Here is a 15,659-nt window from a genome sequence, read left to right on the forward strand (position 1 = left end):
ATGGACGCACTGGCCACGGGTCGCAGGATCAAGTGTCTGACCTGCGTGGATGATTTCACGAAAGAGTGCCTGACGATTACCGCCGCTTTCGGGATTTCAGGCGTGCAGGTCACGCGTATTCTGGACAGCATTGCACTGTTTCGCGGCTATCCGGCGACGATAAGAACCGCTCAGGGGCCGGAATTTACCTGCCGCGCATTGGATCAATGGGCCTTTGAGCATGGCGTGGAGCTGCGACTTATCCAGCCGGGCAAGCCGACCCAGAACGGATTTATTGAGAGTTTTAACGGACGCTTTCGCGATGAATGCCTGAATGAGCACTGGTTCAGCGATATTGTTCGCGCCAGGAAAATCATTAATAACTGGCGACAAGATTATAACGAGTGCCGTCCTCATTCATCGCTGAATAACCAGACTCCAGCTGAATTTGCAGCTGGCTGGCGAAACGGGAAATATGAAGAAAAACCAACCGACATTACTTACTGAAGGTTGTATCTAATCCTGGGGGCAGGTCATTGGTATGTGCAGACTGTTAGACCTCTTTGCCCTCTTAGGATAGATTCTTCGATGCTCTCGTTAGTTATGCTAACGTTTAGGGTTAAACCATAGTAACGATCACCACATTCCGAGGATTGCTCAACCTGATTTATTTAATCCGCAACTATTGGTGGTCATTTTGGTGGTCTTGACAGGATGAACATTCAGGTTTAGCTTGCTTATTAGCCAGTTACTGGCAAAGGCGATCCCAGTCAGAGGAGCCAAATTAGAGAAGCCCGCTTAAGGAAACTTAAGCGGGCTTTTTGTTTTTCATGTCTGGTGCCAGGATCTATATGGCTTTGACGCAATCAGTGGAGGTGAATTCTATTTCTGACTCCCGCAGCCTGTTTCTTTTATTACACGTTTTTCGTTATAGTCATGCGCCAGGGAATGCAGTATTTGCGTTACGCGACCTGCAGATAATTGCGCGCTGTGGGTAAAAATCGTTTGCTGGTATAGCCATTGGATAAAGTGCCTGCTGGCCGTTAAAGAGAGCGTTTCAGCGTTATTGCTAACCCCGCCCGTTAATGAGCAAACCATCTTACGATTTTTTTTCTGCACCCAAAGCTGCCATTGACCTTGCCACCAGCCATGCTGTGTTGTTCCCTGAAAATTCCAGGGGATATTAATATCACTGTCATTTATTTCTTCTTCTAAAAACCAAAGCTCACCTTGCCGCTGACGAAACAGATCTGCCCAAACAGTAATGACTGCTCCACGAAGAAAACATTCGTGTGAAATAACATGTCTCTTTACGTCAGGAAAAAGGAGGCTCAGTACCCGAAAATGCCCGTGCGCCGCGATAACCGGACGCAAGATCGCACCTCTGGCGTTACGTTTAAGAACCGCACTTCCATACTGAATTTCGTCAAACTGGCTCCGGCGCAGAAATTGCGTCTCGCGCATATCAACGCGAGTTACGATATTACTATGATGCAAATCAGGCTCAATATTCCCGCGCCAGCGATACCGCAGAGTTTCACCAATATAATGCTGAGTAAAATTTGTGGAAATATGAAGAATATTACCGCTGGCGGCATCGAAACTGAGCAAAACATACAGTTTCTGTTCTGCACTCCTCCCCTGGAACGGCACAATGAGTGGAACCGTTTCAATGCGTTCCGGGGGAACTATTTTTCTTTGGTTTTGCTGTTTGGGTGTCCAGACTTTTTTGCAGACACGGCACTGAACGCGCTGTGTTCCCCGCGGGTTATGACCATAGCAAATAGTTTTGTTGCAATAACATTCAGGACAAAAATGACCGTTTTCTGAGGCATATGCACTTAAGTGAGCAGACAGCCATTCATTAAATTGTTGTTCATCAAACAAAGGGGGATAACTTCCGCATGCCCGGCAGTGCAATGCCGGATATCCCAGTCTGTAGTCTGGCCAACTGTAATCTGCAGATGCCGATATTGGCAGCCCTAAATTGCGGCAACCAAACGATTTGCAGGTATTAATCGTAAACAGAGTCAATATTAGTCACCAACGATTTCATTAGGTCGATGATTTTGCCTCATAACTCTTGCGTAATTGTGTGAGCAGCCCCCCATAAAAAAACCTTTCAGAACGTAAAGTAGCGAATCTTTATATAACTGAAGGGAATTGATTATGAAGATAAAGTTAATTGCTGCGGGTATTTTGTTGACGTTACCATTTTGGGCCTGCGCCAAAGATGTCACCATTATTTATACTAATGATCTCCATGCTCATGTGGAACCTTATAAAGTGCCATGGATTGCTGACGGTAAACGGGATATTGGTGGCTGGGCAAATATCACCACTCTGGTAAAAGAGGAAAAAACCAAAAATAAATCAACCTGGTTTTTTGATGCAGGTGACTATTTTACCGGCCCTTATATCAGCAGCTTAACGAAGGGTAAGGCGATCATTGATATAATGAATACCATGCCGTTTGATGCGGTCACAATGGGCAATCATGAATTTGATCAGGGCTGGGATAATACATTATTACAACTTAGTCAGGCGAAATTCCCTATTGTACAAGGCAATATATTTTATCAGAACAGCCATAAATTATTCTGGGACAAGCCATATACCATCATTGAAAAAGAGGGCGTGAAAATTGGCGTTATCGGTTTGCACGGCGTATTTGCCTTCAATGATACCGTTTCCGCAGCGACACGCGTAGGTATCGAAGCGCGGGATGAGATTAAATGGTTACAGCATTATATCGATGAACTTAAAGACAAAGTGGATTTGACCGTATTGCTGGTTCATGAAGGCACACCTGCCCGGCAGTCCAGTCTGGGAAGTACCGATGTGCGTCGTGCGCTGGACAAAGATATTCAAACCGCAAGTCAGGTAAAAGGTCTGGATATTCTGATTACCGGACATGCGCATGTCGGTACGCCGGAACCGATTAAAGCAGGCAATACGCTCATCCTCTCGACGGATAGCGGCGGTATCGATGTGGGGAAACTGGTACTGGACTACAGGAAGCCACATAGCTTTACGATGAAGAATTTCGAACTTAAAACCATTTACGCAGATGAGTGGAAACCCGACCCGCAAACGAAACAGGTGATCGACGGCTGGAATAAGAAACTCGATGAAGTGGTAGGACAGACAGTGGCGCAGTCGCCGGTTGAATTAACACGTGCCTATGGTGAATCAGCGTCACTGGGCAACCTGGCGGCGGATGCTTTGCTGGCCGCTGCGGGTAAAAACACACAGTTAGCCTTAACTAACTCGGGCGGTATCCGCAGCGAAATTCCGTCTGGCGCGATTACGATGGGCGGTGTTATCAGTACGTTCCCGTTCCCTAACGAGCTGGTCACCATGGATCTTACCGGTAAACAATTACGCAGTCTGATGGAACATGGCGCAAGTTTAAGTAACGGAGTGTTGCAGGTCTCAAAAGGCCTGGAAATGAAATACGACAGCAGTAAACCCGCTGGACAACGGGTCCTGAAGTTTACACTTAATGGTGAGGCGATTAAGGATGCGACGGTTTATCACATCGCTACCCAAAACTTCCTTGCTGATGGTGGTGACGGCTTCACCACGTTTACCGAGGGACATGCGCGTAACACCAAAGGCGGCTATTACGTTTACAACGCGGTGATTGATTACTTTAAAGCAGGTAACACCATCACCGATGAACAACTTAAGGGTATGCGCGTTGCTGACGTGAAAAAATAACTGTTTTTGCCGTAATTGGTTCTGAGCTAAATTAAAAAAGCCCGCTTAAGAAAACTCAGGCGGGCTTTTTGTTTTACCACATCAAATCATCTGGCACTTTGAAATCAGCATACGGATCGTCTTCGTCCTGCTCTTCCTGACTCAGTGCGCTGTTTAATACAATGCTGCTGGCATCACGCTGCGCGATTTTATCGGCGACGCTCGCGGGGATAATGGCGTATTCACTCTCGCCGCTCTTTTCAGAAAGCAGACGCGCAATCGCGAGACGCCCGCTGATCAGCTGCGCCTGTGTGGTTTTATCCACGGCGATACGTTTAATCAGTTTATCGTCGGTGAAGTTAAAATCGATAGTGCCTTTCGGAATGACGATTTTATTCATTTCAATCAGCTGTTTCACCTGCGCTTTATACTCTTTAGACAGCGCTGCCTGCTTTTGTTCTTCACTCAGCTGCTTATCACGCTCAAGCTGCGCTTTTTTATTTTCTTCCACAGCCGCACGGGCTTCACGTGCCTGAACGCGTGATTTTTTTGCCGTTCTCTGTACTTTGTCCATCTTTTTGCTGCTGACTAATCCCGCTTTCAGCAACTGTTCTTGTAAGGTGAGTTTTGACATCGTTGTTTCTAAATCCGCTGAAAAATTTCAGGGATTATAACCGTAATTTTTAAGCCTATACAGGCCGCAGCTGCGAACGCTGTCAGTCAGATCCCTTATTGTCGAATTATGCCCATTAAAAAAGCCCGCCGGAGTAAACCTGACGGGCTTTTTGCTTCTCAGATCTCCTTATCCCTTAGCGAAATTGGCCTGAATACGCTGTTGCAGATAGTCTTCGGCGCTGATGGCCGGATACTTCGCCTGCGGCCCCAGAATTTCAACGTCTTTGTTGGCCTGACAGAAAAACGCCAGGCTGTAGCGCGCCCCCTGATATTCACCGGGCAACGGGCTTCTGACACGATGGAAGTTTGACGGCAACTGGTCATCGCTCCAGCGCATCAGCATGTCGCCGATGTTGCAGGTGATCACCTCTTCGCGCGGCTCGATGCTGGTCCATTGCTGGCTTTCGTGGTCTTTGCCCGGACAAACCTGCAATCCCCCCTGACCGGGACGCTGGAAAAGCAGCGTCAGGCAGTCGAAATCCGTATGCGCACCGGCGCGCCACATGCCCTGCTCCGACTGCTCGGTGGCATAGTAGTGCAGCATACGCAGCGTGCTCTGGTAGGTTTGCTGATCCGGGTTATGCGCCTGCTCGAAAAAGTGTTCAGGGAAACCCAGCCTGAGCGCAAAACAGGAAAGCAATTTCATGCCCAGTTGCCAGCATTGCGATTCAAAACTCAGCATAGTGTCTTTAAACGCCGGCAGCTCCTCTTCTTGCGGCCACAGCGATGCCATCAGCGGGCGGGTGATCTGATAGGACTCTTTCTGATCCGGCGTTCGGGTTGACGGACGCACCTGCGATTTATTCTCCCAGCCGGCGTTACGCGCCAGCGGATACTGCGCTTTTACCTCGTCGGGCAGCGAGAAAAAATCTTCCGTCATGCTGAATGCCTGACGGATATCGCTCAGCGCGATACCGTGATTGCTCACCTGAAAGAAGCCGATTTCAACGGCTGCACGCCAGAGTTCGTCCGCGATCTCACTTTTACGGTTTTCGAAATCTGACAAGTCTATGCAACGGACTTCACGGGCAAACGTCTCTTCGCCCATCGCGCCCATTCCTGCTTCTTTTTCCAGTTCCTGTAATACATAACCTGCGGTTTGAGCAGACTGTGTTTGAGGTGATTGCGTCATTATTCTTATCCTTCTTAATCAATAAGGTTAGCGCGCAGCGCGCTGTTGCAGGGTACGGACGGCAGACATCGCGTCATGGCGCATGGCATCGAGATCAAGTCCGGGGATGACGTCGTTTTCAACAATGATGCGGCCATTGATCATCAGCGCCTTCAGTGAGGCACGACCACCGCAGGCCACGGGGCCGATTGCCATGTCGTGCAGGCCGAAATAACGCGGGTCGTCCAGCCGGTAAATGGCGATATCTGCCAGCATGCCGGCCTGAACGGTGCCGCTCTGTTGCAGTCCGAGGATCTGCGCCCCGCCCCCGCTGCCCCAGCGCACCACGTCTTCGATAGATGCCGCATCGCCGCCGCCCTCAAAGGTGCCGCCGTCATAGCGCGGTTTCGCCAGCATGCCTTTTCTGGCGCGCTGCAACAGCCATGCAGCATGCGCTTCACTTTGCATATCAGCGGCTTCGTTGGATGCCGCGCCGTCCACGCCAAGCGAAACCGGCACGCCCGCCTGTTCCAGCGCCAGCAGGTCGGCGATGCCGCTGCCCAGCCGCCCGTTACTTTGCGGGCAATGCGCGATGCCGGTGCGGGTTTGTCCCAGCATGGCGATCTCCTGCGGCAACAACTTAACCAGATGCGCAAACCAGACGTCGTCCCCCAGCCAGTCGTGTTCGGCGCAAAACTGCACCGGCGTCATGTCGAATTTGGCGCGCGCCGCATCGAGATAATCCACCGTTTCCGACAGGTGGCTGTGCAGCCGGATCCCTAAACTGCGCGCCAGTTTCGCCATTTCGCGCAACTGCGCACCAGGAGCAGAATGCAGCAAGGTGGTCGGCGCCATGACCACGCGGCGCAGCGATGTCGGTTTCGGATCGTGATAACGCCCCACCAGCCGCTCCATGTCCGCCATGTAATCAGCGAAACCTTCCGGTCGCAGCGCCTGCGGTAACTCTTTCTCAATTGCCCGCCCCTGCGTGGCACCTCCCCGGCACAGCACAATGCGCATGCCCAGCGCTTCCCCTTCGCTGAAGAGAATTTCCGAGGTATCAAACGGCATATCCGGCCAGTAGAGATAGTTGTGATCCGCCACCGTCGCGCAGCCGGAACGCAGCAACTCAGTCAGGCCGATACGCACCGCGAGGCGAAATGTGGATTCATCGAATGTGGCGCGAAAGCGATAAGGCGTCGCGCTTAACCACGCGGTCAGGCTTTTGTTCAGCCCCTGAGGTTCGCCTTTCAGCAATGACTGAAACAGATGATGGTGAGTATTGACCCACGCCGGATACACCACGCAGTCGCGGGCATCCACCAGCCGCTCACCCGGCAATGCCGTCAGGGTGCCCATCGCCTCAATCACGCCATGACACACACGAATATCCGGCCCGGTGTGACGCGCGGCGTCTCCCGGCAGACCGGTCAAAATTGCGTGTGCATTTTTAATCAGTAAAGAGTCAGATGACATCGCAACGCTCCTCAGGGTTTAACCTGCATGTGCTCAACAAATTCGGTGGTATATGCCTGTTTCCAGTCGGTATCCGCGTTCAGCAGTTTGGCGTTGACCATGAAATCACGGGTTTTCTGCCAGCGGGCTTCGGTCATGGTGCCCCAGCCCTGCGTCGCTGCATCGCCGCCGTCAATCAGGTGATGTTCCCTGATCTGCTGAACCCCCCAGGCCAGAAGGTCATCGGTCATTTTCGGATTATCCTTTTTGATCAGCGCATTGCCTGCCGCCGGGTTTTGCAGATAACTCACCCAGCCTTCCATCGATGCCTTTACAAATTTCGCCATCGCGTCTTTCCGGCTGCTGATAAGGTCAGGACGGGTGATCAGAATTCCGCCATAAGGCGGATAGCCGTGTTCCGAGAAGAGGAAGAAGTTGGATTTCACTCCCGCCTTTTGCGCCTGAAAAACTTCCGAGCTGACATACGCCTGCTGGGCCACGTTGTCGTCGGCGACAAACGGCTGGATGTTAAAGGTATACGGGCGAACCTGCGTATCGCTGAGTTGGTAGCGTGCTTTAAGCCACGGCCACCAGGTCGATTGCCCGGAGCTGGAAACCAGAATGGTGTTGTTTTTAAGGCCGTCGAGCGACGTCACAGAAGCGTGGGTCAGTAAACCCTGCGGGTCGAACTGGAAAGGCGCCGCGATGGCTTTGGCCTGAAACCCGCGCTGCACCGATTCGAGCAACTGGAGGTCATAACCGATGATCACGTCAGCGCGTTTTGATAACAGCAACTGCATGCCGTTGATCTGCGGGCCGCCGGACTGAATGCTGACATCCAGCCCGTAACGTTTGTAAATACCCGTTGCCAGCGCCTGATAATAGCCGCCCTGTTCAGCCTGCGCGTACCAGGAAGTCAGCAGCGCGATTTTCTCATCGGCCTGCGCTGACATTGAGAAAGCGCCAGTGATCAGCGTGCTCAGCACGCAGCAAGACAGGGGAATGCGGGAAATTGACTTCATTGCTCCTCTCCTAATCATCGCCGGAGGGAGGATAAGCAAACGCGGCTCAGCCCCCCTGACCGGCTCAAAATGAACCGCGAAATGGTTGCTGAGCAATGTCCCGCGCAGTTGCCTGCACTGACCGCTTCTACTCACTTTTAACTATACAAAAACGATGCCAACTTCGCAGATCCGCTTTCCCCGCGCTTTGCCGGGATAAATCAGTCTCACGCTCTGCAACCTTTGATTCATCACAGAGCGTCAGGCACCAAAAGCGTGCAATCAGTGCCGCTCACGCCCCGCCGTTTGGATCTGGCTGAATAACATCTCCAGTTGTTTGAGCATCATCGAAGCGGCAAGGGAAAGCTGGCGTGAAGGGGCGACACACAGGGACAGCGTGAAGGTTTTTAATTGCGGATCGGTCAGCGGAATAAACTGCAACTCGTCGCTTTTCACTTCATCCATAATATCGAGCCAGCACAGAATGCCGATGCCCATTTTCTCTTTAATCAGCGAACGGATCATGTGGATGTTATTGGATACCGCGACTTCGCGAACCCTGTCACCGTTGATATTCATCAGCGCCTGCACCGGTTCGGCCAGCATCAGCGGCGCGGCGGGCAGGATAAACGGATATTCCATGCACTGATTGAAACGCACGCCGCTTCTGCCGCCGAGCGGATGCCCTTTCGGCACCACAATGCCCAGCTCGATTTCGGCGAAAGCGCGCACCTGTAACTCACGGGAGCTTTGCGGATTCAGCATCAGTCCGAAGTCAGCATCGCCGGACATCAGCGCCTGCTGGATATCCACGTTGTTCATGGTGGTCAGCGTGAACGAAATATTCGGATAATCGACGTGCACTTTTTTGAGCATCGACGAGAAAAATTGCCGGTTGATGGCATCAATGGTGGCAATCCGCACGTGCCCGCGCCGCAACCCGCGCAGATCGTCAAGCTGTTCGCAGACGCGCGAGAAATCCTTTTTCCAGTTGTTGGCAGCATGCAGCAACAGCTCACCCGCTGCGGTCAGTCGTAAACCTGTGGGATGACGTTCAAACAGCGGCATCGCCAGTTCTTTTTCAACCCGCAATATCTGCCGGTCAATTGACGATGCGGCCACATGCAAGGTTTCGGACGCCTTACGAAACGATCCCTGACGGGCAACCTCGGTGAAGTACAGCAGAAATCGGGAGAATGCGAACATAAGGAGTGCTCTCTTTTATGCAACGGGATGTGCGAATCAAAGCGCTGGACGCAACAGTTTTATAACAATAACGTAGCTTTCAATGCAACGGGAACAATCGTTTCACCGCTAATCTGCCCCGCTCTGCGCAGTAATGCGCGTTAAGACAGCGGGTTATGCGGTGAACGGATCGACTCCCCTTTTTATGAATGATTCACCAGAGAAAATACGGTAAATAACGATGAAAGATGCCGGATTACTTCCTGTCACCATTAAAACTGTGGAAATAAACGGTGCGGGGAATATTTCCCTGCAACTTATTGCGCAGGACAACAGTCTGTTACCGCCTTATTTTCCCGGCGCGCACATTGACGTTTTTATTCCGCAAGCCGGGCCGCGGCAATATTCTCTTTGCGGTGAAAACGGTAACCGGGAATATTACGAAATCTGCGTAAAACTGGCAGAAAACTCCACCGGCGGTTCGCACTTTATTCATCATCATTTTCGCCCCGGTGAAAGCCTGACGATTTCGGCACCGCGTAATCATTTCCCTTTGCCCGACGCCGGTAAATACCTCTTATTTGCCGGCGGTATCGGCATCACGCCGCTGCTGGCAATGGCAGAACACATTGCAAAGCAACAGATTGAATTTGAACTGCATTACTTTGTTTCAGACAGCGAACACATAGCGTTTGCGCCGCGTTTAACCGCGCCTGCCTTAGCAAAACACGTCTTTTTGCATAACAGCAGCGCAAACGATTCCCTGCGCCACGCAACGCCCCTGAGTTTATGCCAGCCGGATGAGAATACGCGGGTGCTGGCCTGTGGCCCGGACGGATTTATTCAGCGTCTTGCAGAGATTATGCAGACCCATCACTGGCAGGAAAATCAATTATCTTTCGAGCGGTTCAGTAATGTGAATCAGGATAAGGATGAAGAGAGTCAGGCATTTCATATCCAGCTTAATTCCACCGGGCAACGTTATTTAGTCGGCCCGAAACAGAGCATTGCCGAAGTCTTATTAAGCGCCAGAGTCGATATTATGCTGTCGTGCGAACAGGGTATTTGCGGTTCCTGTATTACGGATGTCATCGACGGTATTCCCGATCACCGCGACTGCGTGCTGACCGAAGAAGAGAAAGCGGAGAACACGCAGATAACGCTGTGCTGTTCGCGATCCAAAAGTCCCGTTCTGGTCCTCGACCTGTAATGCCCACGCGGAGCCATAAGATGAACATACCCGATACCGCAACACCGCTGAACGGCATTACCAACGTTCGTCTGCCCGCGTGGCTGCTCAGCGCCGGATGGCCTTTGCAGGCAGGCGAACCGGTCACGGCAGATCTGCGTTTTGAGGCGGGCAAAATTGCCAGCGTGACGCCTTATCAGCCAGATCAAAATGATTTGTGGAACGCCCGGGGCACACTGGCGCTGCCCGGCCTGATTGAGCCTCACGCACATCTCGATAAAACCTTCACCATTGCCCGCAGCCGCCCGTCGAAACCCGGTCTGCTGGTCGCGATCGAAACAATGCATCAGGATCGCCAGCACTGGACAGCGGGTGATCTGCGTCAGCGTGCCCGTAAGGCACTGGCGTGGGCAGCCGCGAATGGGGTGGTCCGTTTGCGTACCCACATTGACTGGTTTGACGTGGTTCCGCCGCTGGCCTGGCTGGAGCTGGCCGACATCGCGCAAGCGGGCGTCACGCTGGAACGGGTGGCACTGGCACCGCTGAGCCTGTTCGCAGATGCCGGTGCGGCTGACCGCATCGCGCGCGCGGTCGCAGAAAGCGGAAAGCATTGTCTGCTGGGCGGATTTATTCACTCATCAAACTGGGATCCGGCGGCGATGCGCAATCTGATGCAAAGCGCCTCGCGCTGGAAACTCAATCTGGATTTGCATATCGACGAGGAGCTTTCGCCGGTGGCACACGGCCTGAGCTGGCTGGCGCGTTATCTTGCAGATAATGCGTTATCTGAAAACAAATTCAGCGGCCACATCTGTTGCAGCCACGGCTGTGCGCTGGCTTCGGGCAGTGAACATCAGGCCCAGGAGATTCTCAGTTTGCTGGCGGCACAGCGCGTCACTCTGATTGCGCTGCCGATGACCAACCTGCTGTTACAGGATGCGGTCACCGGCCGCACGCCGCGCCAGCGTGGCATCACCCTGTTAAAAGAAGCGCAGGCGGCGGGCGTTCCGCTGCTGCTCGGCTGCGATAACGTACAGGACGCCTTTTGTCCGGCGGGCAGTTACGACCCGCTGGATACGCTGAGCTGCGCCCTGTTTGCGCTTCAGCTGGATGACGTTTTTGATCAGCAGTCACGGCTTATTTGCGATGCCGGCGCACTGACGGGTGAGCCTCAGAACGACCTGCCGCTGACACCCGGCAGCGATGCGAGTCTGGTTCTCTTTCCGGGCAGCGACAGCCTGACCTGGCCTTTACACAGCGCAGCCCGCCTGGTTATCCGCCACGGCAGGCTGACCCACCAACGCACCTGGAATCAGGAGTTATCCCATGAGTCTTGAAGCGGGAGCGGGTAAACCGCTCGCCAGATATGCCGCGTGGCGCCGCGCCGGGGATTTCATTTTTCTCTCCGGCATCATTCCCGTCAATCCGCAGAGCGCGACCATCGTACGCGGTTTTCAGGATATCCCCGCCGAAGCGCGCCTGCTGCTGGGCGAAACCGGCGAATTCTCTACCGATGCCAAACAGGGGCCGATCCTCGCCCAGAGCTGGTATGTGCTGGAAAGTATCCGTCACACCATCGAAGACGCGGGCGGGCAAATGAGCGACGTGATCAAGCTGGTGCAGTATTTTCGCAATCTCGATCACTTCCCGTATTACAGCCGGGTCAGAAAACTCTTTTACCCCGGACAGCCGCCGGTTTCCACCGTGGTGCAGGTCAGTGAAATGCTGCCAGATGCCGGGGTGCTGATTGAAGTCGAAGCCACCGCCTGGTTACCCCAGTCCCGCTAACCCAATAATGTCAGACACGAGGCACAGCATGATTAACGGTTATATTCCTGCATCGCGTTTTCTCCCTTTTCTGAGCTGGACAGCCATCGCTGCCCTGCCCGACAAAGCCAATACCGTGATCGTGCTGCCGACCGGCGCGATCGAACAGCACGGGCCGCATCTGCCGTGCTCGGTGGACAGCGTGATTTCCTCCGGTGTGGCGGGTCACGCGCTGGCGCGGCTGGCGGAAGATATTCCGGCTTACGCCATTCCTCCGATCACCTACGGCAAATCTGACGAACATCTGAATTTCCCCGGTACGCTGACCTTAACCGGCGACACGCTGTTGCAGACGGTTTTAGAAATTGCCGAATCGCTGTACCGCGCCGGCTTCCGTAAGCTGCTGATGATTAACGGTCATGGCGGACAACCGCAGGTGCTGCAAATGGCCTCGCGGGAAATGCGCCTGCGTCACGGCGACATGATCATGATCCCGCACGACGTGTTCCGCGTGCCGAATGTTGAAAACCAGTTCCTGAGTCCGCTGGAGCAAAAAATGGCGATGCATGCCGGTCACAGCGAAACCGCGGTGATGCTGGCGCTGGCACCGGAATGTGTGCACATCGAACACGCGGTCGCCAATTATCCCCCTGAGTTCCCATGCCCGACGCTGTCATCAGGCCGCCCTGCTGCTGCCTGGGCTTCCTATGATTTTGGCCCAAGTGGCGTGATCGGCGACCCGACCGGGGCGACCGCCGAACAGGGCCACGCGATCCTCGATTCGCTGGCGGCAAGCTGGGCGCAGGCGATCACCGAAATCCATCACATGCAATGGAAAGCCCGCAGCGAGCCAACCTGGGGAAAACACCACTGGAACGGCTTTGTGCAAACCAGCTTCACACCTTCTCCTTCTTCGTCTTCTCTGGCCTCTGAATAAAGGAATTCTCCCGATGAAAACACAGCGTCCCTTCACTTACAGCCTGCTGGCCCTGCTGCTGGCCGGGGTTTCTGCTACCAGCATGGCGGAAGAGAAATTTACCTTCCTGACAAACTGGTACGCGCAGGCGGAGCACGGCGGTTTTTACGAAGCGCAGGCCAAAGGGTTGTACAAAACCGCCGGTCTGGATGTCAGCATCAAAATGGGCGGCCCGCAGGTCAACGTGATGCAACTGATGGCCGCCGGACAGGCTGACTGTACACTCGGCGACAACGGTCAGGCGCTGGAAACCTGGCAGGCGGGCGTGCATGCGGTGACTGTGGCGACAGTGTTCCAGCATTCGCCGACGGTGTTTATCAGCCATGACAAAGTGGAAAAAGGCCAGGAACTGAAAGACAAAACCTTCCTGCTGGCGACTGAGGCTTATACCTCTTTCTGGCCGTGGGCGAAGAGTGAACTGGGGCTGGGGAGCGCCAAAATCCGCCCTTACACCTTCAGCGTGCAGCCATTCCTGGCGGACAATAATCTGGTGCAACAGGGTTATGTTACCTCCGAGCCTTTCTCAGTTGAAAAAGGCGGCAAGCCATTCTACGTCTACATGCTCAGTGACTGGGGTTATCCGCCTTACGGTAACTCGATTATCTGCATGGCGGATACCGTTAAAAAACGTCCGGCCGCGGTGGCTGCTTTCGTGAAAGCCTCGATGCAGGGCTGGAAGGAATACTTGCAGGATCCGACTGCGGGTAACCAGCTTATTACCCAGGCCAACCCGCGTATGGGTGCCGACCAGATTGCCTTCGGCATTGCGCAGATGAAGAAGTATGAGCTGGTGACAGGTGGCGACGCGCAAACCGGCGGTATCGGCATCATTACTGAACCACGTCTGAAAAAGACCTGGGACATGCTGGTAAAAAACAAACTGATCGACGCGGATAAAGTGCCGTTTGCGCAGACTTATACCCTCGACATGATCAAAGACGCGAAGGTAATGCCATGAATTCAGCCCCAAAACTGACCGTGATGAGCGATGTCCGCTCCGCCAATCCTCCGCCGGTACCGGCTATCGAAGTGCTGTCGGCGGAGAAAATTTACAGCAACGGCACGCGCGCTCTTTTACCGGTCAATCTGACCATCAATCAGGGCGAATTCGTGACGCTGCTCGGCCCGTCGGGATGTGGCAAAAGTACACTGCTGAAAATGGTCGCAGGTCTGGTCGAGCCCAGCGACGGCAAGCTGGTGCTGTGGCGGCGCGACAGCCGTGAAAAAGCGCAGGTGCCGCTGTCGTTCGTGTTTCAGGAAGCCACGCTGATGCCGTGGAGCAATGTGCAAAATAACGTGCGTTTACCGCTGGATCTCGCCGGTGTTCCACGCGCCGAAGCCAACACCCGCGTCAGTGAGGCGCTGGAACTGGTAGGTCTGGGTAAATTTGCCAGCGTCCTGCCACGTGAATTGTCGGGCGGCATGCAGATGCGGGTGTCGATTGCCCGCGGGCTGGTGACGCGTCCGAAACTGCTGCTGATGGATGAACCCTTCGGCGCGCTGGATGAAATTACCCGCAACAAGCTTGACAGCGATCTGCTGCGCCTGTGGCGTGAACAGGGGCTGACGGTGGTGTTCGTCACGCATTCGATCCACGAAGCGGTATTTCTGTCGCAGCGGGTGATCATGATGGCCGCCCGTCCGGGGCGCGTGGTGCAAGATATCGCCATTACCGAACCCTTCCCGCGCAATGAAGATTTCCGCGTCAGTCCGGCGTTTTCACGCTATGCGAAACAGTTGCAGGACAGCCTGCTGCAAGCCAGTCAATCGGGTATGGAGTAACGGTATGCAAACTCAAAAAGCTTCTCCGTGGATCAACAACCCCACGTTTCGCAAAGTGCTGTACCCGGCAGTGGTCGCCGTGGTGGTGATTTTGCTGTGGCAGGGCTGGGTGAGCTATTTCAAAATCCCTCAGTTTCTGGTGCCGTCACCGGTGGTAATGCTGCAAAGCCTGTGGACCAATCTGGGTTCGCTGATGATGTCGCTGCTGTTTACGCTGAAAATCACCCTGATCTCGTTTTTACTGTCGATCGTCATCGGTTCGGTAGTGGCTTTCGTGCTGGTGCAAAACCGCTTTGTTGAAACGGCGTTGTTCCCGTACATCGTGTTTTTGCAAGTGACACCGATTGTGGCCATCGCGCCGCTGATCATTATTTGGGTGAAGGACACTACGCTGTCGCTGGTGGTGTGTTCGACACTGATGGCAGTGTTCCCGATTATTTCCAATACCACGCAGGGGCTGCGCAGCGTGTCACCGGGCCTGCTGAGTTATTTCCAGCTGAACCACGCCAGCCGCCTGCAAATTCTCATCCGTTTACGCATACCTTCTGCCCTGCCGTATTTTTTCGGCGCGCTGCGCATTTCCAGCGGCCTGTCACTGATCGGTGCAGTCGTCGCTGAATTTGTTGCGGGTACCGGCGGCAACAATACCGGTCTGGCCTACCAGATTTTGCAGGCAGGATATCAGCTGGATATTCCGCTGATGTTTGCCGCGCTGCTGCTCATTTCACTCACCGGTATCGCCCTGTTTGGCGTGATGTCGTGGATTTCAAAACGCGTCCTGAGCGCGTGGCATGAAAGTGAAGCCGTGCAGTCTCATTAACTTCATTCAATTCAGGC

At 53.7% G+C, this 15,659-nt stretch carries 15 protein-coding genes; 9 read left to right on the forward strand and 6 right to left on the reverse strand.

The annotated features are described in order from the left end of the window. Positions 1 to 486: integrase core domain-containing protein (locus J1778_RS10560; RefSeq protein WP_217173153.1), on the forward strand; the 486-nt coding region annotated here is incomplete at its 5' end. Between the two features lie 375 nt (positions 487 to 861). Here the strand turns inward: J1778_RS10560 and J1778_RS10565 are convergent. Continuing rightward, on the reverse strand, positions 862 to 2,016 hold the full coding sequence (locus tag J1778_RS10565; RefSeq protein WP_217173257.1) for a cytoplasmic protein: 1,155 nt from the start codon (positions 2,014 to 2,016) through the stop codon (positions 862 to 864). 132 nt (positions 2,017 to 2,148) lie between these two features. Between J1778_RS10565 and J1778_RS10570 the strand changes: the two genes are divergently transcribed. Beyond that, positions 2,149 to 3,702, forward strand: a complete 1,554-nt coding sequence (locus J1778_RS10570; protein WP_217173154.1) for a bifunctional metallophosphatase/5'-nucleotidase — start codon at positions 2,149 to 2,151, stop codon at positions 3,700 to 3,702. A gap of 73 nt (positions 3,703 to 3,775) precedes the next feature. On the opposite strand, the gene J1778_RS10575 is transcribed toward J1778_RS10570, so the two are convergent. The 5 genes from J1778_RS10575 to J1778_RS10595 form a co-directional block, all read right to left on the reverse strand. Next, on the reverse strand, positions 3,776 to 4,315 hold the full coding sequence (locus J1778_RS10575; protein ID WP_217173155.1) for a DUF2058 domain-containing protein: 540 nt from the start codon (positions 4,313 to 4,315) through the stop codon (positions 3,776 to 3,778). 168 nt (positions 4,316 to 4,483) lie between these two features. After that, complete coding sequence (locus J1778_RS10580; protein WP_217173156.1) at positions 4,484 to 5,488, reverse strand: isopenicillin N synthase family dioxygenase; 1,005 nt, start codon at positions 5,486 to 5,488, stop codon at positions 4,484 to 4,486. Positions 5,489 to 5,515: 27 nt separating this feature from the next. Then, positions 5,516 to 6,943 (reverse strand): amidohydrolase family protein, encoded by a 1,428-nt coding sequence (locus J1778_RS10585; protein ID WP_217173157.1) that lies wholly within the window; start codon positions 6,941 to 6,943, stop codon positions 5,516 to 5,518. An 11-nt stretch (positions 6,944 to 6,954) separates the two neighbouring features. Beyond that, a complete protein-coding gene (locus tag J1778_RS10590) occupies positions 6,955 to 7,875 on the reverse strand; it encodes an ABC transporter substrate-binding protein (RefSeq protein WP_420804077.1) in 921 nt (306 codons plus the stop codon). Positions 7,876 to 8,205: 330 nt separating this feature from the next. Beyond that, positions 8,206 to 9,129, reverse strand: a complete 924-nt coding sequence (locus tag J1778_RS10595; protein ID WP_217173159.1) for a LysR family transcriptional regulator — start codon at positions 9,127 to 9,129, stop codon at positions 8,206 to 8,208. 214 nt (positions 9,130 to 9,343) lie between these two features. On the opposite strand from J1778_RS10595, the gene J1778_RS10600 reads away from it, so the two are divergent. Genes J1778_RS10600 through J1778_RS10630 form a run of 7 tightly spaced genes read left to right on the forward strand, consistent with a single transcriptional unit; the run spans position 9,344 to position 15,642 of the window. Continuing rightward, on the forward strand, positions 9,344 to 10,318 hold the full coding sequence (locus tag J1778_RS10600) for a PDR/VanB family oxidoreductase (protein ID WP_217173258.1): 975 nt from the start codon (positions 9,344 to 9,346) through the stop codon (positions 10,316 to 10,318). A gap of 20 nt (positions 10,319 to 10,338) precedes the next feature. After that, entirely contained in the window at positions 10,339 to 11,634 is a 1,296-nt protein-coding gene (locus J1778_RS10605; RefSeq protein ID WP_217173160.1) for an amidohydrolase family protein, read from the forward strand. After that, a complete protein-coding gene (locus tag J1778_RS10610; RefSeq protein WP_217173161.1) occupies positions 11,624 to 12,085 on the forward strand; it encodes a RidA family protein in 462 nt (153 codons plus the stop codon). The genes J1778_RS10605 and J1778_RS10610 overlap by 11 nt, the downstream gene beginning before the upstream one ends. Positions 12,086 to 12,113: 28 nt before the next feature. Continuing rightward, positions 12,114 to 13,001, forward strand: coding sequence for a creatininase family protein (locus J1778_RS10615; RefSeq protein ID WP_217173162.1), 888 nt, complete (start codon positions 12,114 to 12,116; stop codon positions 12,999 to 13,001). Between the two features lie 13 nt (positions 13,002 to 13,014). Continuing rightward, a complete protein-coding gene (locus tag J1778_RS10620; protein WP_217173163.1) occupies positions 13,015 to 13,998 on the forward strand; it encodes an ABC transporter substrate-binding protein in 984 nt (327 codons plus the stop codon). Continuing rightward, positions 13,995 to 14,822, forward strand: coding sequence for an ABC transporter ATP-binding protein (locus tag J1778_RS10625; RefSeq protein WP_217173164.1), 828 nt, complete (start codon positions 13,995 to 13,997; stop codon positions 14,820 to 14,822). The genes J1778_RS10620 and J1778_RS10625 overlap by 4 nt, the downstream gene beginning before the upstream one ends. Positions 14,823 to 14,826: 4 nt before the next feature. Further along, positions 14,827 to 15,642 carry an ABC transporter permease gene (locus tag J1778_RS10630; protein ID WP_217173165.1) on the forward strand — a complete coding sequence of 272 codons (816 nt, stop codon included), beginning with the start codon at positions 14,827 to 14,829 and terminating at the stop codon, positions 15,640 to 15,642. Positions 15,643 to 15,659: the final 17 nt, after the last annotated feature.

The organism is Rahnella bonaserana (assembly GCF_019049675.1).
Classification (GTDB): domain Bacteria; phylum Pseudomonadota; class Gammaproteobacteria; order Enterobacterales; family Enterobacteriaceae; genus Rahnella; species Rahnella bonaserana.

Excerpts from the sequence above, each read along its gene's own strand:
- J1778_RS10615 (WP_217173162.1), top strand. The coding sequence starts at position 12,114 with ATGATTAACGGTTATATTCCTGCATCGCGTTTTCTCCCTTTTCTGAGC.
- J1778_RS10620 (WP_217173163.1), top strand. The coding sequence starts at position 13,015 with ATGAAAACACAGCGTCCCTTCACTTACAGCCTGCTGGCCCTGCTGCTG.
- J1778_RS10585 (WP_217173157.1), bottom strand. The coding sequence starts at position 6,943 with ATGTCATCTGACTCTTTACTGATTAAAAATGCACACGCAATTTTGACC.
- J1778_RS10625 (WP_217173164.1), top strand. The coding sequence starts at position 13,995 with ATGAATTCAGCCCCAAAACTGACCGTGATGAGCGATGTCCGCTCCGCC.
- J1778_RS10580 (WP_217173156.1), bottom strand. The coding sequence starts at position 5,488 with ATGACGCAATCACCTCAAACACAGTCTGCTCAAACCGCAGGTTATGTA.
- J1778_RS10595 (WP_217173159.1), bottom strand. The coding sequence starts at position 9,129 with ATGTTCGCATTCTCCCGATTTCTGCTGTACTTCACCGAGGTTGCCCGT.
- J1778_RS10590 (WP_420804077.1), bottom strand. The coding sequence starts at position 7,875 with ATGTCAGCGCAGGCCGATGAGAAAATCGCGCTGCTGACTTCCTGGTAC.
- J1778_RS10605 (WP_217173160.1), top strand. The coding sequence starts at position 10,339 with ATGAACATACCCGATACCGCAACACCGCTGAACGGCATTACCAACGTT.
- J1778_RS10630 (WP_217173165.1), top strand. The coding sequence starts at position 14,827 with ATGCAAACTCAAAAAGCTTCTCCGTGGATCAACAACCCCACGTTTCGC.
- J1778_RS10575 (WP_217173155.1), bottom strand. The coding sequence starts at position 4,315 with ATGTCAAAACTCACCTTACAAGAACAGTTGCTGAAAGCGGGATTAGTC.
- J1778_RS10570 (WP_217173154.1), top strand. The coding sequence starts at position 2,149 with ATGAAGATAAAGTTAATTGCTGCGGGTATTTTGTTGACGTTACCATTT.
- J1778_RS10610 (WP_217173161.1), top strand. The coding sequence starts at position 11,624 with ATGAGTCTTGAAGCGGGAGCGGGTAAACCGCTCGCCAGATATGCCGCG.